General features: G+C 46.0%; 13 protein-coding genes. 11 read left to right on the forward strand and 2 right to left on the reverse strand.

The window, feature by feature from the left end; genetic code table 11:
• The first annotated feature begins 63 nt into the window (after positions 1 to 63).
• The 11 genes from LNL84_RS17890 to LNL84_RS17940 all read left to right on the forward strand — a co-directional run bounded on the left by LNL84_RS17890 (position 64) and on the right by LNL84_RS17940 (position 18,707).
• On the forward strand, positions 64 to 3,450 hold the full coding sequence (locus LNL84_RS17890) for a response regulator (protein WP_244359075.1): 3,387 nt from the start codon (positions 64 to 66) through the stop codon (positions 3,448 to 3,450).
• Between the two features lie 833 nt (positions 3,451 to 4,283).
• Complete coding sequence (locus LNL84_RS17895; protein ID WP_244359076.1) at positions 4,284 to 5,966, forward strand: ABC transporter substrate-binding protein; 1,683 nt, start codon at positions 4,284 to 4,286, stop codon at positions 5,964 to 5,966.
• A 158-nt stretch (positions 5,967 to 6,124) separates the two neighbouring features.
• Positions 6,125 to 7,111 (forward strand): ABC transporter permease, encoded by a 987-nt coding sequence (locus LNL84_RS17900; protein WP_244359077.1) that lies wholly within the window; start codon positions 6,125 to 6,127, stop codon positions 7,109 to 7,111.
• Between the two features lies 1 nt (position 7,112).
• On the forward strand, positions 7,113 to 8,138 hold the full coding sequence (locus tag LNL84_RS17905; protein ID WP_244359078.1) for an ABC transporter permease: 1,026 nt from the start codon (positions 7,113 to 7,115) through the stop codon (positions 8,136 to 8,138).
• Positions 8,139 to 8,140: 2 nt separating this feature from the next.
• On the forward strand, positions 8,141 to 9,124 hold the full coding sequence (locus LNL84_RS17910) for an ABC transporter ATP-binding protein (RefSeq protein ID WP_244359079.1): 984 nt from the start codon (positions 8,141 to 8,143) through the stop codon (positions 9,122 to 9,124).
• 51 nt (positions 9,125 to 9,175) lie between these two features.
• The gene (locus LNL84_RS17915; protein ID WP_244359080.1) at positions 9,176 to 10,171 is read left to right on the forward strand and encodes an ABC transporter ATP-binding protein; all 996 of its coding nucleotides are present in this window, start codon (positions 9,176 to 9,178) and stop codon (positions 10,169 to 10,171) included.
• Positions 10,172 to 10,232: 61 nt separating this feature from the next.
• On the forward strand, positions 10,233 to 11,936 hold the full coding sequence (locus LNL84_RS17920) for a glycoside hydrolase family 9 protein (protein ID WP_244359081.1): 1,704 nt from the start codon (positions 10,233 to 10,235) through the stop codon (positions 11,934 to 11,936).
• Positions 11,937 to 11,956: 20 nt separating this feature from the next.
• Positions 11,957 to 12,844 carry a glucosamine kinase nucleotide-binding domain-containing protein gene (locus LNL84_RS17925; protein ID WP_244359082.1) on the forward strand — a complete coding sequence of 296 codons (888 nt, stop codon included), beginning with the start codon at positions 11,957 to 11,959 and terminating at the stop codon, positions 12,842 to 12,844.
• 11 nt (positions 12,845 to 12,855) lie between these two features.
• Entirely contained in the window at positions 12,856 to 14,784 is a 1,929-nt protein-coding gene (locus tag LNL84_RS17930; RefSeq protein ID WP_244359083.1) for a beta-N-acetylhexosaminidase, read from the forward strand.
• 67 nt (positions 14,785 to 14,851) lie between these two features.
• The gene (locus LNL84_RS17935) at positions 14,852 to 17,257 is read left to right on the forward strand and encodes a glycoside hydrolase family 94 protein (RefSeq protein ID WP_244359084.1); all 2,406 of its coding nucleotides are present in this window, start codon (positions 14,852 to 14,854) and stop codon (positions 17,255 to 17,257) included.
• A 37-nt stretch (positions 17,258 to 17,294) separates the two neighbouring features.
• Positions 17,295 to 18,707: a phosphoglucomutase/phosphomannomutase family protein gene (locus tag LNL84_RS17940; RefSeq protein ID WP_244359085.1), complete on the forward strand. Its 1,413-nt coding sequence runs from the start codon at positions 17,295 to 17,297 to the stop codon at positions 18,705 to 18,707.
• 118 nt (positions 18,708 to 18,825) lie between these two features.
• Here the strand turns inward: LNL84_RS17940 and LNL84_RS17945 are convergent, their stop codons facing one another.
• Both LNL84_RS17945 and LNL84_RS17950 read right to left on the reverse strand, forming a co-directional pair.
• Positions 18,826 to 19,857 (reverse strand): ABC transporter ATP-binding protein, encoded by a 1,032-nt coding sequence (locus LNL84_RS17945; RefSeq protein WP_244359086.1) that lies wholly within the window; start codon positions 19,855 to 19,857, stop codon positions 18,826 to 18,828.
• Complete coding sequence (locus tag LNL84_RS17950; RefSeq protein WP_244359087.1) at positions 19,857 to 21,482, reverse strand: ABC transporter permease; 1,626 nt, start codon at positions 21,480 to 21,482, stop codon at positions 19,857 to 19,859. The genes LNL84_RS17945 and LNL84_RS17950 overlap by 1 nt, the downstream gene beginning before the upstream one ends.
• Positions 21,483 to 21,487 lie beyond the last annotated feature (5 nt).

The raw sequence follows: 21,487 nt of genomic DNA on the forward strand, positions 1-21,487 counted from the left end.
TCTATTTCTATTTCTATTTCTAATTCTAAGGGCCCAGAGCCTAACTTTCTTTAAGACATAACTATGCTCAAGCTGTATCGAAAACAAAAGTTCAAAAGACTGCAAAGCACCCTAATGATGGCGTTTCTGGTATTGAGTATTACACCGTTAACGATCATTGCCTTGTTCTTTTTACAGGCCCATAGTCAAGACTTACAAGAACAGAGCACTTCACACCTAATATCGGTAAGAGACTCTAAAAAACAACAGGTTAAAGACTACTTCCAGGCTCAAGAGTCCGAGGTTATGGGCTTTGTTCGATCGGAACTCGCCTATGCCAGTGGCGGTCGTTTCTATGGCCTAGTCAACGCATTTCAAAGCTTGGGTGAAAACATCGAGCAAGCAAGATCCCACGCTCAACAGCGTTACATTCAGGGCTCAGGTGATCAAGTCAAGACTTCAGTTTTACCCGACTCGAGCAGTTACGTAGGTAGCGAACGCTATCGTTTGTTGCACAAGCGATATCACTGGGCTTACATTGAGCACCTAAAGCGATCCGACTTTGACGATATCTTACTGGTTGATCTCAAAGGTAACGTCACGTATTCAATATACAAACACGACTACTTTGGCAGTAATTTGCTTTCTGGGCGCTTCAAAGACGAGCTTCTTGGCCAGACTTTCCGACATTTGCAAGAAGAAGTTAAGCAAAAACGTAAGAAAAATGAAGAATATACTCCAGTTATCATCTCTGATTTTGCCAAAAATGACGACGGACAGTATGCATGGCTTGGCGCTCCTATTATTCAACAAGGTTACCTGCACAGCTACGCCTTATTTCGCCTTCCAAATAAAGGCATTACTAAATTAATGTCTGATAGCAGTGCTATCGATATGGATGTGTTATTGGTAGGTGAAAATCACATCCCAAAAACTCTGGGTACAGAGCCGAGCTTGGTCACTCGCAGTTTGTCAGCCATTGATCTTGCTCTAAGCGGCCAGAAAAGTGTTGGTACCTATACTAATGCCGATGGTGAAAAATACATCGCAGCCTATGTGCCTATTAACGTTAACAACGCCACATGGGCTTTGGTTGCCGAACTTCCAGAATCGGAAGCCTTCTACCGCGTACGGCAGCTTGAGAAAATATTTATCGCCACCATGATGATTGCCATTGTATTAGTGGTGATCGCTTCACATTACCTTTCTAACTTCATTACCTCACCATTATTGCGTCTAACTTGGGCAGCGGAACGGGCATCGGGGGGAGATCTGGACCCTACAATTACCAACACTCAACGAAAAGATGAGATAGGAAGACTGGCAGTTAGTTTCGAGCGAATGCGACACTCGATCAAAGATAAAATTGAATTAATTAAGAGTCAAAATCAGGAACTCGAACAAAGCCTAAAAACGATTCGGCAACAAAATGAAGAACTTCAACTTGCCAACAAACTCAAAGATGAGTTTTTGGCAACCACTTCCCACGAGTTGAGAACGCCATTGCACGGCATGATTGGTATAGCAGAAGCCATGATGTCAGGAGCAAATGGTCCTTTACATAGCGACCATCGATATCAGTTGGATATCATAATTAACAGCGGTCAACGATTGGCAAACTTAGTTGACGATCTACTCGACTACCATAAAATGCGCTACGGCCGCTTGGACATTGAACCGTGTGCGATAAGTCTAAGCAGTGCCACCCAATTGGTGCTGGAACTCTCACACCATTTACTTGGCGACAAACAGCTACGCATTATTAACCAAGTCATAGAACCACTGCCTTATGTGTCCGCAGACCCACAGCGCCTAGAGCAAGTACTATATAACTTAGTGGGCAATGCCATCAAATACACCAGTGAAGGCAAAATCGTTCTGTCAGCCACCGAAATGGATGACCATATTCGTATGCAAGTCGTCGATACCGGTCAAGGAATTCCCTCAGAACAGCTCGATCATATTTTTGAACCTTTGGTGCAGGCTGGTCACGATTCAAACCACTACCGACAAGGTGCAGGGCTCGGTTTGTCGATCAGTCGACAGCTAATAGAACTTATGGGTGGTGCACTCTATGTGAGTAGCCAACCAATGGTGGGAACAACCTTTAGCTTTACTCTGCCTTTGGCTACCCAGCAAGAAATCGACAATATACACAGCCACAACCAGGATGCACATTTCCAAGCACCCGAGATCATCGAACATGCTGAATTAGTTCAAAAAACACTCCCCGCTAACCCGGATGGCCCACTACTCATGGTTGCCGATGACGAGCCTGTTAACTTAAGGATCCTTGAGAGCTTCTTACGTTTAGAGGGTTATCGTGTCATCACCCTAAAAAGTGGCCTCGATACCCTCGCGGCTATTGAAAAAGAGAAGCCAGATCTGCTACTGCTAGACATCATGATGCCAGGTATGAGCGGTTATGAAGTCTGTGATAATCTGCGTCAGGAATTTGACCACGCAGCACTGCCTATCATTATGCTGACGGCTCTCAATCAAACAGAAGATCGCGTACGCGGCTTCGAGGTGGGCGCGAATGATTACCTATCAAAACCCTTTAACAAGCAGGAGCTTGCAGCGCGTATTGCTGCTCATCTCCAAGCCAGCAAAGCTGAACAGCGTCGTACTGAGAACAACGAACTCAAAGCTGAGCTAACCCGTAGAGCATTGGTTGAAGCGAGCCTGCTTGAAACCCAAGGGCGACTAATAGAGCAGCTTGACAGTGCTCCAGAAGCAGTTCTTTGTACACGAGAAGGTGGGCGTATTCAGTTTGCCAACCAAGCAGCAGCTCAGTTATTTAAACGCAGTAGCGAGCAGTTGAAACGTTCGCAACTCTCTGAGTTGATAGCGCCCAAATATATAGATATAAAGCAGCCACATTATTGCGGTGAAGTTCATATTTTCAGTGATCACCAAAAACGTTCCGTCAATGCCGACATTCTTAACTTACCTAAGGATACAGGTCTGACTGCTATCTATGTGTTCGAATTGGGACTCTCCCTAAATGCTGCTCGCGTTAAGAATCTCGAAACAGCGATAGACGCATTGTCAAGTTATGCCATTGAAGGGGACAAAGGAAAACTCAAAGAACTCAAAGAGCTTGGTGGTGAATTTACCGACCTTGCAGATAAAGCCTGTGACGATAACAAAACCAAAGCCGAAATATTAAGAGAGGTGCTGGTAGAAACGATGACAAGTGCTCTCGAATATTGGGAAAAAGTAACTGGACAAAGTAAGTTTGCTTTCGCCGAACAAAGTGGCCTCTGGCGCGTCTATCTAGACAGAAGTACACTGCAAACCCGAACACTCGACAAATACTTACGAGTTGAAACGCTGCCTAAAACGCCTCGCTGGCGCACCGTGATTAGCTCCATCGAATATATACTCGAACATTGTCATGATACAGGTCTCGAGCGAGACCACCTTCTTGCGCTTCGAGACCGACTGCAAAAGCTACTGACAAGCTAACCTCTCCTGACTCCATAAAGCCAGAGCATTGTCTCTGGCTTCATTATTTTCAAATTGGCTATACAAACAATGTCTTTCATTCCGAGCCCTACGCGAGTGTCAGGAGGCTGCACACAAAGTATGGCTAGCATACCGTTTAACAATTAAAGCCACCTACTCCTATCATCTGTTTCATCAGATTTTCTAGCGTACCCCCCCCCATAAATAATTAAGGCTTGTCGGCCTATCACTGTAATTGGCTCATACGATTTGCATTGATAACACACTAACAACACACTTAATTACCCATACAAATAAAGGTAGGATTTTTGGCATATACTGCGGTAATTTGGCACATTAAAATGCTTTTCACTTTGCGAAAAGGGCAAAGACTCTCCAGTTTGCGAAGCGAGTCACAACAAAGTGACAGTATTTTTTTTCTGTTAAAATCAACATTACATACAGTGAGTGAGCAAGATCACCAAATATAAATATCGCCTAAAAAACACCACTATACAAAGCGTTAATGAGTAGTAAGCACTCACACAATAAGGTTGATAAATCTATAAATGAGAGTGGCGTCACAGGCCCGAAGCGGTTAAATAATCAGCAATTATCGATTGTTTTGACGTTTTTAACAAAGTAACGAGGGATTTTGACGTTTTTAACGGGAATCATGATTGATAAATTGCTAAGGACAGTGTTTTCTTAACCTTGCATACAGCCTACAGGCCACTTTTTAGCGATGACGATTTTATCACTGACTAACAAGGTAGGCTTAAGCAATGTGTCAGTAAGGATGGTGATGAATGTTCATCACTCAGTGAAACAAAAGCAAATAGTAAGGAATAGCTATGCTTGCGCATATTAAAAAAACAGCACTTGCGACAGCGATTATCGCGACAGCAGCAACAGGGTTTAGCTCTGTGGCAACAGCAGCAGAACGCAGCGAACTAACAGTACACCCTAAAGAGTTCACTACGTTTGTTCGTAACTTTAACCCGTATCTAGGTGCCACTAACTTACATACAACAACTGATTTCTTGTTTGAACCTCTCGTTGTATTTAACGAAATGCATGGTAACAAGCCAGTTTTCCGTCTAGCAGAAAGCTTCAAAATGTCTGACGACCTACTGAGTGTCACTTTCGACATTCGTAAAGGTGTGAAATGGTCTGACGGTCAAGCTTTTGATGCCAACGATGTAGTCTTCTCTTTCGAGCTTGTAAAAGAGAAACCAGAACTCGATCAAAGCGGTATCAACTCTTGGGTTAAGAAAGTTGAAAAACTGAATGACCATCAGGTTAAGTTCTACTTAACTGAAGCAAACTCTAACGTGCCTTACGAAATCGTTAAAGTTCCAGTCGTTCCTCAACACGTATGGAAAGACATCAAAGATCCAGCTTCGTTCACTAACGAAAACCCTGTAGGTTCAGGTCCATTTACTGAAATTGACACATTTACAGCACAGCTATACGTACAATGTCGCAACCCTAACTACTGGGACGCAGATAACCTAGAAGTTGATTGTTTACGCGTACCACAAATCGCGAACAACGATCAGTTCTTGGGTAAAGTGGTTAACTCTGAAATGGACTGGACATCTTCATTCATCCCAGATATTGACCGCACATACGCAGCAGCAAATCCAAACCACCAGTACTGGTATCCACCAGCAGGTACGCAAGCGTTCATGCTGAACTTCAAAAACCCAGACGCTGCGAAAAACGAAGCGCTTAACAATGTAGAGTTCCGTCGTGCATTCTCTATGGCACTTGACCGTCAAACAATTATCGACATCGCATTCTACGGTGGCGGTACAGTGAATGACTTCGCATCTGGCCTTGGTTATGCGTTTGCCGCTTGGTCTGACGAAGCGACTCACAACAAGTTTAAAGGTTACAACAGCTACGACGCAGAAGGCGCGAAAGCGGTTCTGGCTAAAGCTGGCTTTAAAGATGTAAACAACGATGGTTTTGTTGACACTCCATCAGGTAAGTCTTTTGAACTACTCGTTCAGTCACCAAACGGTTGGACTGACTTCAACAACACAGTTCAACTTGCCGTTGAGCAACTTGCAGAAGTAGGCATTAAGGCAAAAGCTCGTACACCAGACTTCTCTGTGTACAACCAGGCAATGCTTGAAGGTACTTATGATGTGGCTTACACCAACTACTTCCACGGTGCAGATCCACACACATACTGGAACAGCGCTTACAACTCAACACTGCAATCTGGTGAAGGTATGCCTCGCTTTGCTATGCACTTCTACAAAAACGAAGAGCTAGACAAGCTGCTAGGTAGCTTCTACAAAACAGCCGATAAAGCTGAACAAATGAGCATTGCTCATGGCATTCAGAAAATCATCGCTGAAGACCAAGTAACGGTTCCTGTCATGTCTGGTGCTTACATGTACCAATACAATACAACTCGCTTCACAGGTTGGTGGAACGAGCAGAATCCAAAAGGTCGTCCTAACATCTGGGCTGGTATCCCTGAGCGTCTATTACACGTTTTGGACCTACAACCAGCTAAGTAATCATCGTTCATGAAATCAAGCGGTGCTTCTGCACCGCTTTAATCCCCTCCAATCTAATTGTTATCAGTATGGCGCTCGTCGTCAGGGGATTCTTCGTTCTTTATTTTACGGAACGACTGCACCAGCTAAGGAAAAGCTGGGTAATTAAGGTGTAAGTTATGGGTTATTTTTTAAGACGTTTGTCATTTTATTTTGTGGCGCTATTGGTTGCTGCCACACTCAACTTCATTATTCCTCGGGCCATGCCCGGAGATCCCGTCACGATGATGTTCGCTAACGCATCAGTTCAAGTGACACCAGAACGTATCGCAGCCATGAAACAGCTACTGGGTTTCGTTGACGGTAATATCTTCGTTCAGTATTTGACCTACATGAAAAATATTTTGAGCTGGGAGCTGGGCACATCCATCCAATTCTACCCCCTTTCTGTCAATAGCCTTTTGGGTAATGCTTTTGGTTGGTCACTGTTTCTAGCGGGTACTGCTGTCGTGCTTTCTTTCTCGTTAGGTTCAATCCTCGGCATCTTTGCGGCATGGAAACGTGGCAGCAAATACGACACATTCATCACGCCGGGAATGCTTATCATCCAGGCCGTTCCACAAGTTGTCATCGCCATGATCGCTCTGTTCGTTTTCGCGATTGGTCTTAAATGGTTCCCAACAGGTTACGCCTACACCGCTGGTCATACTCCTGACTGGACAAGCTGGGAATTCATTAAAAACGTTGGCTATCACGCGGTACTGCCTTTGTTCTGTGCATCCGTCGTTCAGATTGGTGGGTTCCTGGTCAATATGCGTAACAACATGATCAACTTGTTGGCTGAAGACTACATCACCATGGCGAAAGGCAAAGGTTTGACCGAAAACCGTGTTGTTTTCAACTACGCAGCCCGAAATGCATTACTGCCAAGTGTGACGGCGCTTTCTATGTCTCTTGGCGTTGCAATTGGTGGCCAGCTAATCATCGAAATCATCTTCAACTACCCAGGTCTTGGTAGCGTGATGTTTAACGCTATCCATGCTCGTGACTATCAAGTATTGCAAGGGCAACTGCTTATCATGACCTTATTTATGCTGTTCTTTAACCTTGTTGCAGACATGCTTTATGTTGTTCTAGACCCTCGTCTACGCAAGGGAGGAAAATAAAATGAAAGGTATTCTTACTTTAATTTGGCGTAACCCGATTGCGCTTATTGGTGTCGTAATATTAAGTGTATTCATTTTTATCGCTTTGGCTGCACCATTAATCACAAAACATGCGCCAGATAAACGCACTGGTAACCCTCATGAATATCCGTCAGCTGTGGTCAAAATCGCCAAGTCAAACCCAGAAAGTTGGGTGGCGCAAAACTTAGCAGACGATCGCCGAACGCTATTAATGTCAAAGAAAGCCGACCATGTACTAGGTACGACTCGAATGGGGCGCGATGTGTGGTCTCAAGTGGCTTATGGTGCTCGAGTTTCTCTTATGGTTGGTTTTGGTGCGGGCATTACCGTTTGTTTTCTGGCAACCGTCATAGGTATCTCTGCTGGTTACTTCGGCGGCAAAGTCGATGAGATTTTAACCGCCGCCATGAACATCATGTTGGTTATCCCTCAATACCCTTTGATTTTCGTTGTCGCTGCCTTTATTGGCGAAGCTGGCCCATTAACCATCGCTCTGGTGATTGGCTTTATGTCCTGGGCGTGGGGAGCGCGTGTCATTCGCTCACAAACTCTATCCTTGCGTGAGAAAGAGTTTGTGAAAGCAGCAGAAGTGCTTGGTGAGTCTCGCCTGCGCATTATCTTTGTCGAGTTATTACCGAACCTAATTTCTATTGTTGGTGCAAGTTTCATCGGTTCGGTGATGTACGCCATCATGATGGAAGCAACGATTTCTTTCTTAGGTATGGGCGATCCAAGCACCATCAGTTGGGGCATTATGCTTTACAACGTACAAACCTCTTCTTCAATGCTTATAGGTGCTTGGTGGGAACTACTGGCTCCGTGTATTGCGATTACACTGTTGGTGACAGGTCTTGCTCTGCTTAACTTTGCCGTTGACGAAATTGCTAACCCACAACTGCGCTCTCATAAAGGCATGAAACGCTGGAAAAAGCTCGCCACACAAGAAAAGAAACAACGAGAGCCAAAACTGGCACCACAAAATGCACTTTGGAGCGGAGACAAATAATCATGACTGAACCACTAATTTCTATCCGCAACCTTTGCGTTGACTACATTACCGACGCTGGCGATGTCAGAGCTTGTAACAACGTCAGCTTTGACATTGCTCCCGGCGAAGTCTTTGGCTTGGCTGGCGAATCTGGGTGTGGCAAATCCACTGTTGCCTTCTCCCTGATGCGCCTGCACAAGCCACCCGCTTTCATCACTGGTGGTGAAGTGATCTTCAATGGTGAAGATATCCTGCAATACAGCGAAGAGCGCATGCAGTCATTTCGTTGGAGCGAAATGTCTATGGTGTTTCAAAGTGCGATGAACGCGCTCAACCCAGTGCTGACAATGGAAGAGCAGTTTTGTGACGTGATTATGCGCCATACCACGTTAACTCGAGATCAAGCTAAGACTCGTGCCGAGGGTTTGCTTGAAATCGTTGATATTCATCCAAGCCGTTTAAATGACTACCCTCACCAGTTTTCTGGAGGAATGCGTCAACGTTTAGTGATCGCGATTGCGTTAGCACTCAACCCAAAAATGATCATTATGGATGAGCCAACAACAGCTCTTGACGTGGTGGTCCAACGAGAAATCCTGCAAAAGATTTATGCGCTCAAAGAAGAGTTTGGTTTCTCCATTCTTTTCATTACGCACGATATTTCCTTGATGGTGGAGTTTTCAGACCGTATCGGAATCATGTACTCGGGTGAGTTGATTGAAGTAGCCCCATCGAAACAGATTTTGGAAAGCCCTTTTCATCCTTATACCAAAGGGTTGGGAAGTTCTTTCCCACCGTTAACTGGGCCTAAAACCAAGCTTACAGGGATCCCAGGAAACCCACTTAACCTGCTAGAAATTCCACAAGGGTGTCGTTTCCAAGCTCGTTGCGACCGCGTTCATGAAACGTGCACAAAGGTGCCAACTACCTTGCGTCAGATAGAACACAATCGCTTCTCAAATTGCCATTTATATGGCGACACCATCGCGGTAGCACAAGTTTAAGCAGCCTACAGCCAGTATCAACGGATGTAGCAAAGAATTCTGGAGACAATTATGACAATTAACCGTGGTGAACTGCTCATTGAAGGCAGCAACGTGGTGAAAGATTTTCCCATCAACAGCAACGCACTCTCTCAACCAATGATGCGTGCGATTAATGACGTATCATTTAAAATGTACAAAAGCCGCGGCCTAGCGGTAGTCGGTGAATCGGGGTCAGGAAAATCGACCACAGCTAAAATGATCGCCAAGATGTACGCTCCATCAGGAGGAACCATCACATATCGTGGCCGTGATATTCAAGAGATCAACAAGCATTCCGAACTGATGCGCTACCGTGAAGGTGTACAGATGGTTTGGCAAGACCCGTTCGGATCGTTGAATCCAACTCATACGATCTTCCATCACATTGCACGTCCTTTATTGATTCACAAAAAGGTCAGCAAGGGCAATAAAAAAGAGCTCGAAGAACGTGTTTATGAACTGCTGGAGCAAGTTGGACTTATCCCACCAAAAGAAACAGCGGCAAAATACCCTCATCAACTATCTGGTGGTCAGCGCCAACGGGTAAATTTAGCAAGAAACATAGCGGTTGGTGCTGAAGTCGTCCTAGCGGACGAGCCCACCTCTATGCTTGACGTTTCTATCCGTGCTGGAGTGTTAAACCTCATGGAAGAAATGAAATTTGAAAAGCAGATGTCCTTGTTGTACATCACCCATGATATCGCCACGGCTCGCTACATCGCTGAAGACATCTCGGTAATGTATGTCGGCCACATGGTTGAGTGGGGAGATACCGATGAAGTCATCGCTAATCCACAGCATCCATATACCCAGCTATTGGTCTCCGCAGTGCCCGATCCAGCTAAATCTATTCATGAAAAGCTAAAAGGCAATAAGGGCGAAATCCCTCTTTGGACACCAGAATCTGCGGGCTGCCCATTTGCAGGACGCTGCACTCACGTCACCGAGCGTTGTAAGCAGCAGCTTCCACCAGTAACTCAGCTTTCTGAGAACCACTTCGTTCGTTGTTATCTTTTTGATAGTTAGTATTTTTTAGTTATGAGATAGGCCTTTATCCTTCTGATAGAGGCCTGTTTGAGGAACACCAATGCAATTGCTTACAAATCATATTGGCTATGAAATTGCTGGTAAGAAAAGCGCCATTCTCATGTCACCAGAGCGGATTGTTGAAGTTTCATCGGCTTACCTGATCTGTGCCCAAACAGGCAATATGGTACTAGAAATTGTCCCAACCGGTGGTGAGCAAATCGATCAATGGCATCAAGGCTACTTCTACCATCTGGATTTCAGTCAGTTGACGACTAAAGGCCGTTACTTGCTCCAATATCAAGATTTTCAGTCTCATGAATTTACCCTCTCCAAGAGTGTATTAATGGCAGAAACTTTTTCGGATGTGTTGCACTATTTCAAATCACAACGTTGCAGCGGTATTTATGACAGGGAGGATCATCATGTTGCCCTGCTTGATAGTGAGGAAACTTTCGATGTTCATGGCGGCTGGTATGATGCTTCGGGGGATGTCAGTAAGTATCTAAGTCACTTGTCCTATGCGAACTTTCTTAATCCTCAGCAAATTCCAATGGTAGTTTGGAACATGCTCAAAAGCAAAGAGACACTGCAAGACCGCAGCGACTTTCAGACCTTTACGGCATTGAGGCTTGAAGAAGAAGCCGTATTTGGTGCTGATTTTCTAAGGCGCATGCAACACCCTGATGGCTATTTCTTTATGACGGTGTTCGACAAATGGAGTAAAGACATTGAGCAACGTGAGATATGCGCTTACGAGACTCAGCTCGGTCATAAAGGCAGTGACTATCAAGCAGGATTTCGCCAGGGTGCTGGCATTGCCATTGCAGCGCTAGCCGCCGCTAGCCGCTTGACTCAGGGCGGAGAGTTCACTACCAAAGATTACCTCGCGAGTGCAGAGTGTGGCTATTGGCACCTCAAATCCCACAACATCGATTATCTTAACGATGGCGTCGAGAACATCATTGATGATTACTGCGCTCTGCTAGCCAGCATCGAACTTTACAAAGCAACGTGCAATGAACAATACCTATCAGAATCAAGAGGATGGGCGAAGAACCTCCTAGCTAGGCAGCAATCTGATGACACTATCACTCATTACTGGTCTGCTAACGATGACGGTTCACGTCCCTACTTCCATGCAGCAGAAGCAGGGCTACCAGGCCTAGCTTTGTGTGAATATTTAGATATTGAGCCTTCAGCCGCCCATCAGAAACTCGCATTAACGGCCCTTAATCAAGCATGTGGTTTTGAACTGGCACTGACTGAGCAGGTGTTCAACCCCTTCGGCTACCCAAGACAATATGTAAAAGGCGTCAGCGAAGATAAACGCACCGCATTTTTCATCGCCCACGACAACGAAACCGGTTATTGGTGGCAGGGTGAGAACGCTCGCTTGGCTTCTCTCGCGAGTTTCGCCTATCGAGCTCAGAGCTACGCCATTGATCCCGATATCAAAGTTCAACTATCAGAATATGCGTCAAACTGCCTGAATTGGATCGTCGGTCTTAATCCTTACGATATGTGCATGCTTGATGGCCATGGTTATAACAATCCTGATTATCTTCCAGAGCTAGGATTTTTCAACGCACATGGCGGCGTCTGTAATGGTATTACCGCTGGTTTTGACAACGAAAAAGACATCGCTTTCAATCCGCCGAAACAAAAAGATGACATGCTGCAAAACTGGCGTTGGGGTGAACAATGGATCCCTCACGCCGGTTGGTTTTTATTGGCGATGACCTTTCAACACTGCCACGGTTAAGAACTTTAGGAGGCATCAATATGACTAGATTAATTGCAGGCATAGATGGTGGAGGCACGTCCTGTCGTGCCCGAATCCGTGATTGCCAAGGGCGCCTGATCGGCGAGGGAAAAAGCGGCAGTGCCAATATTATGCTGGGGACAGACACCTCACTGGCCTCGATCAAATCGGCGCTACTCATCGCCCTAAAACAAGGCGGCTATGAAGAGTCTAACTTCGCACAGTTGGATGTTGGGTTAGCGCTAGCTGGAGCTGAGCATAAAAGTGCTTGGCAAGCATTTATGCAGCAAGATCACCCGTTTGCCAGTATGACGCTTAACACCGATGCTTACGGCGCCTGCTTAGGCGCGCACAATGGTCGTGATGGCGCGATCATGATCGCTGGTACGGGTTCATGTGGACTGCTACTCAAAGAGGGGGAGCAATACGTGGTTGGGGGTAGAGAGTTCCCAATCTCTGATCAAGGTGGCGGTGCAATCATGGGGTTAAGGTTGATCCAGGAAATACTTTTGATTCAGGACGATATTCGCCCTACTTCTCCTCTTGCCGAGCTCGTCATGGCCCATTTTGATCACGATGTTGACAATATTGTGCAGTGGTCAAAAAGCGCGTTACCAAGAGACTACGGACAGTTTTCGCCGTCGATTTTCGAATATGCCAGGCTCAATGACAGCCTAGCGAAACGCCTTTTGCAACAAACTGCTGATGACATCGAGATGTTTTTGGTCGCGCTGCATAACAAGGGAGCAGAAAACATCTGCCTTATGGGCAGCATCGCTGAACGAGTTTTCGATTGGCTGTCTCCCACAGCGCAGCGCTGGATAACTCAACCTCAATCCGATGCGATTGAAGGCGCGCTTATGATGGCTGACAAGCCACATCACAACCTTTATGTCGTGAAGCAATAGGGCAACTTTGTATGAGTTTCAGAATTGAATTAGTCGTTATTAACGAGCATCCAAAAGGCAGTCGCTTTGGGCTAACGGTACATAACCTTTCTGATGAAAGCTATGGTAACTGGTGCTTAAACTTTCTGTTCGATCGCCATATTGTGAAAAACAGTTTGTCTCAAGGAGAAATTGAACAAACAGGCAGTTTTTGTCAGCTCAGAATGCCACACTGTGCACTGCGTTCAAACAACCATGTCTATGTTGAGTTCGAGATTACAACACTGCCTTTTCGTTTTTACTGCGATGGCATCAAAGACGCTTTCATTGCCGTAGAAAATAATGGAGAAGTCAGCCAGCTAAACACCGTTATTACGCCCATTGTGCTCGCTTCTCCTTACGAAAAAAGAAGCATCGTGCCCGATGTAGAAGTGACCCACTCATCACTTATCCCACAACCTTTGAAAGTTGAATGGCATCAGGGGTGCTGCCTTCTAACATCCGAGCAGCCCATCCTAGCTGAGGTTCACGCAGCGCAAGAGGCAGCCAATTGGCTATTGGAGGAAATGAGCAATATCTATGGCCTGGTAAAAACCTCGGCAGTTAACGCCAACATCGTTTTTCGCCACAGCCCAGTTCTTAATAACGAGGAGTACAAGCTTGATGTCACCCCTGAGAACATCAAGATTGAGGCGTCCTCACAAACTGGCTTTATTTACGCGTGCGCCACGCTTTTGCAACTTTTAAAGCAGCCTAATGGCTGTCAGTATTTTGAAGTGCCGTGCGTTAAGATCCACGATAAACCGCGTTTCGCTTACCGAGGAATGATGCTTGATAGCGCGCGCAGCTTTCAGCCTAAACAGCAGATCAAGCGACTGCTAAATCAACTTGCACACTACAAAATCAACACCTTTCATTGGCACCTGACTGATGACGAAGGTTGGCGTGTAGAAATCAAAGCATTGCCTCAGCTCACCGAAATTGGTGCTTGGCGAGGCTTGAAACAACCTCTCTTACCTCAATTTCATCATCTGAATGAGCATTATGGTGGATTCTATTCTCAGGACGACATTCGAGAGATCGTCGATTATGCCACCCAGCGTGGTATCAACATTATCCCTGAAATTGACATCCCAGGACATTGTCGAGCGGCCATCGTTTCACTGCCATACTTGCTTGTCGATCCCGATGATGATTCGCAGTATCGCAGTATCCAGGGCTATCACGACAACGTACTGTCTCCTGCACTTGAAGGGACTTACGTGTTTCTCGACGCTGTGCTCGAAGAGGTGGCGCAATTATTCCCTGGCCCATACGTCCATATTGGCGCAGATGAAGTGCCTAATGGCGTTTGGGAAAAGAGTGCACGCTGTCAGGAAATGATGAAACAGCATCAATATAGCGACAGTAAAGAACTGCAAGGTCACCTACTGCGTTATGCCGAAGATAAGCTAAAGAGCTTAGGGAAACGAATGCTGGGCTGGGAAGAAGCTCAACATGGCAACAAGGTCAGCAAAGATACCGTTATCTATTCATGGGTAAGTGAAGAAGCGGCATTAAGCTGCGCGAAGCTAGGCTACGATGTGGTTCTCCAGCCCGGGCAGTCGACCTACTTAGACATGACTCAAGATTATGCTCCGGAAGAGCCGGGGGTGGATTGGGCTTCGGTGATTCCTCTTGAAGCCGCCTACCTCTACGAACCTTTATCAGAACTTGCCAAAGATGATCCTCTACACAAGCGTGTTTGGGGAATACAAAGCGCGTTATGGACTGAAATCATTTCGTCACCTGAAAGGCTCGATTACATGGTTTACCCAAGACTCATCGCCATCGCAGAGACGGCATGGAGCGCGCCACAACATAAAGACTGGAGCGACTTTTTGTCGCGCCTCAAAACACATTTACCTCAATTAGATACACAAAATATCCACTATCGTTCGCCTTGGAAGAAGGCACGATAGACCAATTTCAATAATTAACACCGGGCTCCAACAAGGAACTCATACAGATTTTGATAAGGAAATTTCCATGCAATACGGCTATTTCGATAATGACAACAGAGAATACGTAATCACTCGACCAGATGCTCCCGCGCCATGGACGAACTACTTGGGTACAGAAAAATTTTGTACGGTGATCTCTCACAATGCAGGCGGTTACTCGTTTTACAACTCCCCAGAGCACAACCGTGTCACCAAGTTTCGTCCCAACGCGACCTTCGACCGACCAGGACATTACGTTTACCTGCGCGATGACGAAACAGGCGATTACTGGTCTATTTCATGGCAACCAGTAGCCAAAAGTCTCGACGAAGCCACTTATGAAGTGAGACACGGCCTATCCTATTCCAAGTTCAAATGTGACTACAATGGAATAGAAGCCACCAAAACCTTGTTTGTGCCTAAAGGCGAAGACGCAGAAGTTTGGGATGTGGTGATTCGTAACACGGGTGATAAACCAAGAACCATCAGCGCTTTCTCGTTCGTTGAGTTTTCGTTTAGTCACATCGCATCTGATAATCAAAACCATCAGATGTCTTTATACTCGGCGGGCACCGACTACCATGATGGCGTGATCGAATACGATCTCTTCTACAACACCAACGACTTTGAAGGCTTTTACTACCTGGCATCAACCTTTGATCCTGATAGCTATGACGGCCAGCGTGATAATTTCCTTGGTGCTTATCGTGACGAGTCGAACCCTATTGCTGTCGAAAAAGGGCAATGTTCCAATCACACTCAAACGTGTTACAACCACTGTGGCTCTTTGCATAAACAGTTTGTTATTCAGCCCGGTCAAGAAGTTCGCTTCGCCTACATCCTTGGTATCGGTAAAGGTAATGGTGCTCGCCTGAGAGAAAAGTATCAAGATCTGACTCAGGTTGATAACGCATTTGCGGCGATTAAAACTCATTGGGAGGAGCGCTGCTCTAAATTCCAGGTCAAATCTCCAAACCAAGGATTGGACACCATGCTCAACACATGGACTCTATATCAGGCAGAGACGTGTGTGGTTTGGTCACGATTTGCATCTTTCATTGAAGTTGGGGGGCGCACAGGTTTGGGCTATCGAGATACCGCGCAAGACGCGATGGCAGTTCCGCACTCAAATCCAGAGATGACCCGAAAAAGAATTGTCGACTTACTACGCGGTCAGGTACAGCAAGGTTACGGTCTGCACCTGTTTGATCCTGATTGGTTTGACCCAGAAAAAGCCGATGTTGAGCCATCGAAATCCCCAACCGTAGTACCCACTCCGAGCGACGAAGATAAAATTCATGGTTTGGATGACACCTGCTCTGATGATCATCTATGGATTGTTCCGACCATCTGCCGCTATGTCATGGAAACCGGTGACATGAGCTTCTTTGACGAAGTCATTCCTTATGCTGATAAAGGAGAGGCAACGGTCTATGAGCACATGAAAGCGGCTTTGGACTTCACCGAGAAACACGTCGGAGCGACAGGCATCGCCAAAGGCCTGCGCGCAGACTGGAATGATTGTCTCAACCTAGGTGGTGGCGAATCAGCGATGGTCGCCTTCCTACACTATTGGGCGATTCAAGAGTTTGTCGATCTCGCCAAGCACCTTGGTCATGATGACGATGTGGCACGCTACCAACAAATGGCGACCAAAGTACAAGATGCTTGCGAAACTCATCTTTGGGAAGATGAAGGTGGCTGGTATATCCGTGGTATCACCAAACATGGCGACAAAGTAGGTACCGCACAACAAGCTGAAGGTAAAGTACACCTTGAGTCCAATACCTGGGCAGTAGTGTCAGGAGCAGTAACTCCTGAGCGCGGTCAAAAAGCGATGGACGCGGTCGATGAATACTTGTACTCCGATTTTGGTTTACACCTCAATGCACCATCCTTTGCAACACCAAATGACGATATCGGCTTTGTGACTCGTGTTTATCAGGGCGTAAAAGAAAATGGGGCGATATTCTCCCACCCAAATCCATGGGCATGGGTCGCTGAGGCTAAATTGGGTCGCGGTGATCAGGCAATGAAGTACTACGATGCGCTGAACCCGTACAACCAGAACGACATGATCGAAACGCGCATCACTGAACCCTACTCCTATGTTCAATTTGTCATGGGTAAAGACCATCAGGATCACGGGCGAGCGAACCACCCTTGGTTAACGGGCACCTCAGGCTGGGCCTACATTGCAGCCACCAACTACATTTTGGGTGTACGCCTAAGCTTTGAGGGTCTGATTGTTGACCCTTGTATCCCAACCGACTGGCCAGGATTTGAAGTGACACGTGAATGGCGCGGCGCAACCTATCAAATTAAGGTAGAAAACCCACAAGGCGTAAGCAAAGGTATTGCGTCTATTCAACTAAATGGTGAGTCGATAGAAGGTGCTATCCCTGCGCAAGCAGAAGGATCCGTAAACCACGTTACCGTTGTCCTTGGTTAAAAAAGGAGAGCCCTTCGGGGCTCATTAGGAGTCTATTATGATCAAATTTGGAACAGGTGGTTGGCGTGCCTTCATTGGTGAAGAGTTCACCAAAGACAACGTCAAGTTCGTTGCTCAAGCCGTGGCAAACATTATCAATGATGAAAACGTCGCTGATAAAGGCTTTGTCATTGGCTATGACCGACGTTTTCTTTCCGATAAAGCAGGACGCTGGTTTGCAGAAGTACTCGCAGCGAACCACATCCCAGTAAGCTTTATCAATAAATTCGTGCCAACGCCAATTGTCATGTTTAAGGCCAAAGAGATGGGCTGTGCCTACTCAGCCTGCATTACAGCGTCGCATAACCCAGCTGATTACAATGGCGTAAAGGTCTTCATCGAAGGTGGGCGAGATGCAGACGAAATCATCACAGAGAAGATCGAAACTCAAATCGAAAAGATGGTCGCCTACGATGTCAAAAGTCTTGACTATGACCTCGGCGTAGACAGTGGGGCAATTGTCGAGATCAACCCTATGAACGAGTTTGTCGATTCGATTATCGATCTTGTCGATATTGAAGCCATTAAAAAAGCTAACCTTAGAGTGCTCATCGACCCTATGTTTGGCGTCGCCAAGAACGCATTGCAGACGGTTCTGATCAATGGTCGTTGCGATGTTGATGTTATTAATGATGGCAAAAACCCAGATTTTGGTGGATTGATGCCCTCGCCTAACGCGGCGACACTTTATCGACTCAAACACCTCGTTGCCGCAGAAGGCTACGACATCGGCATTGGTACCGATGGTGATGCCGACCGTTTGGGTATAATTGATGAGAAGGGTGACTTCATTCATCCAAACGAAGTGCTAATGCTACTCTACTATTACCTGCTCGAGTACAAAGGCTGGACGGGTTCGGTAGTGCGTAACATTGCCACGACTCATACCCTTGATAAGATCGCTCAAGACTATGGTCAAAAGAGCTTTGAGGTTCCTGTAGGCTTTAAGCACATCAGTGCCCAAATGGAGGCAGATGACTCACTGATCGGTGGCGAAAGCTCCGGTGGATTAACCATTCGCGGCCACATCAAAGGTAAGGATGGCGTGTTTGCGTCGAGCTTATTGGTCGAAATGCTCAGTGTCACCAACAAAAAGCTCTCAGAGTTACTTGACGAGATCTATGGTCGTTATGGTTACGCCTATACTGCCGAAGGTGATTGCACCTTCAAAGCATCACAAAAAGATAGCTTGTACCACAAACTGTATATCGAAAAGCTACTGCCTGATTTTGAAGATGAAATTGACAAAGTCAGCTACGCTGATGGCGCAAAAGTGTACTTCAAAAATGGTGGCTGGATCATTGCTCGCTTCTCGGGGACTGAGCCCTTGCTACGCATTTTCTGTGAAATGGAAAATAAAGAGCATGCCGAATATGTTCTTCGACAGATGAAAGACTTCTTGTCCTTGTAGTCTCTGTACCTTACCACTTTGCGTTCCCTAGATGCGCAAAGTAACCCTATAGGTGAAGAACATTTTGCCCGGTGGTTATCACCGGGCTTTTTTCTACTCGCTAATCGGGTAATAGTACTCAACGAAAGGCGACAATGCCCTGAGATTCAACATGGACTGCAACAGCTTGGCCAACACTCAAAGCTTCAGCTGCCGATGCAGTGACTTTATTTCCGTCAATTTCGATAATATAGCGACAGTGATCTCCCATAAATTGCTGCTCTAATATGGAGATACTGCTGCCTTCAGATGCGCTTAACTGCACATGTTGAGGCCTGAGTAGCAACTGACATTGAGCGCCATCATCGATTAATGTGCATGACGTGGCGGCAATCTCGCCAATCACTGTTTGGAACAGAGAATTGGAAACGTGTGTGGCAGGCAAATAACTACCACCACCGAGAAAGTCTGCAACGAAGCGACTTGAAGGGCAAAAATAGAGTTCTGCCGCGGTTCCGTATTGCTCAATAACCCCGTCATTCATTACTGCCATTTTATCAGCAAACGCAAAAGCTTCTTCTCGGCTGTGGGTCACGAAAATCGCCGTCACACCTTGCTTCTTAAAGATATTGCGAATTTCTCGAATCAGTTCATGACGAACCTGAGTATCTATATTGGAAAAAGGTTCATCAAGTAGCAGTAGGTCGGGTTTATAGGCGAGGCTACGTGCTATCGCCACTCGCTGTTGTTGACCTCCTGAGAGCTGATGAGGATAGCGTTCTTTAAATTGTTGCAGGTGAACCAAAGACAACATTTCGTCAACCACAGCATCCTGTTGTAATTTCGATTGCTCACGTAATCCAAATGCGACATTTTCAGCCACAGTGAGATGCGGAAACAATGCGTAATCTTGAAAAATCATTCCAATATTACGCTGCTCTGGTGGTAGCCAAACATCGCCATTATCGATAACATTATTATTGAGTTTCATAACCCCTTTGGATAGCGGCATCAACCCCGCAACCGCCTTGAGTAGCGTGGTTTTCCCGCAACCACTGGCTCCCAATAAACACACTATTTCACCCTGACGAACTTGCAAAGACAACGACTCTAATATCGTTTGTGAGTCGTATTGGCAGGAGAGATTTTCAATAGACAGTGCAATGCTCATTAGTGGTTTTGCTCCAAAGAACGGTTGATAACAATGAGTGGTATTAGGCCAACAAGGACTAAAAGTACCGCAGGCATAGCGGCAAGTTCAAGTTGCTCATCAGAGGCAAAATTGAAGACATAAGTAGCCAAAGTTTCAAAATTAAAAGGCCGCAACAGCAAGGCTGCATTTAACTCTTTCATCGATTCGATAAACACTAACAATCCCGCAATTAACACACCACGTTTAATCAATGGAAGATGTACACGGCGTAGCATCTGATTGTTCTTACATCCCATAGTACGCGCGGCCATATCTAATGAAGGAGACACTTTGCTTAGGCTGGTTTCAATACTACCAATGGCCACGGCAGAAAAGCGAACCACCAACGCAAAAATCAGTGCAAACATCGAACCAGAGAAAATCAGCCCTGGTCGCTGCCAATCCATCCACTTAGCAAAGTCGTTAATCCCATGATCCAAAAACAACACCGGAACCATAACACCTATGGCCAATACGGTTCCCGGAACCGCATAACCAAGTGAAGATAATCGCATAAATACAACACTGGTATGGTTGGGAGCTAGGCGTCGATAGAAGTTCACCACTAGAGCAATTACAACACCGATAACAGCAGCAATCATAGAAACCTGTAAGCTGTTGAATGCATACATACGAAACTCTTCCGTCCAGCTTTGTGAAAAGTACTTATAAGCATAAATAATCAACTGGCCTAGAGGAAAAATAAACGCGATCGAAACCAACCCCCAACACCACATCACCGCGAGCCATTTTTTCCAGCCACTTAAATGGTAACGAAAGTCTTCATGGCTATTGTATTGGCTTTGGAATAACTTCTGTTTTCGGCGGCTATAACGCTCAGCACCAAGTAAGAATACAATCACTAACATCATGATGGCTGAGATTTTTGCCGCAGCACTTAAGCTTGAATAGCCTAGCCACGTATCATAAACGGCGGTGGTTAGCGTATTCACCGCAAAGTAGCTGACGGTACCAAAATCGCCAATGGTTTCCATTGCCACTAAAGACAGTCCAACCGCAATAGACGGCCTGACCAGCGGCAGAGAGATACGCCTAAAACTTTCCCAGGGAGAACATTTAAGAAGCCTTGCGGACTGCAGTAAGGAAACGTTTTGCTCCATGAACGCTGCTCGGCAAAGCAAATAGACGTACGGGTACAACACCAAAGACAGAACTGCAATGGCGCCGCCTAAGGTGCGGATATCAGGGAACCAATACTCACCAGGCAGCAGCGAAAATGTCTCTCGCAGCCAAATCTGAATTGGCCCGGCAAAATCAAACCAGTCTGTGAATATATAGCCTATGATGTAGCCAGGCATTGCCAATGGCAGCACCAACGCCCACTGCAACACTTTTTCACTGGGGATCTTGCACATCGCCATAATCCAAGCGCTCGGCACACCGAGACACAAAGAAACCAACATAACGCCTAGCACTAACACCACTGTGTTATAGGTATAAGTCGGCATCACCGTGTTTATTAGGTGTGCAAAAATATCACTGGTTTCACCAAGTGCTGTATAGAAGATCGCCAAAATAGGCAAAACCAGCAGTAAAGCTAAGGCTCCACTGCTGGTTTTCCAAACAATATTTTTTTCTTTCATTGCCT

Source organism: Vibrio gelatinilyticus (genome assembly GCF_022836845.1).
Taxonomy (GTDB): domain Bacteria; phylum Pseudomonadota; class Gammaproteobacteria; order Enterobacterales; family Vibrionaceae; genus Vibrio; species Vibrio gelatinilyticus.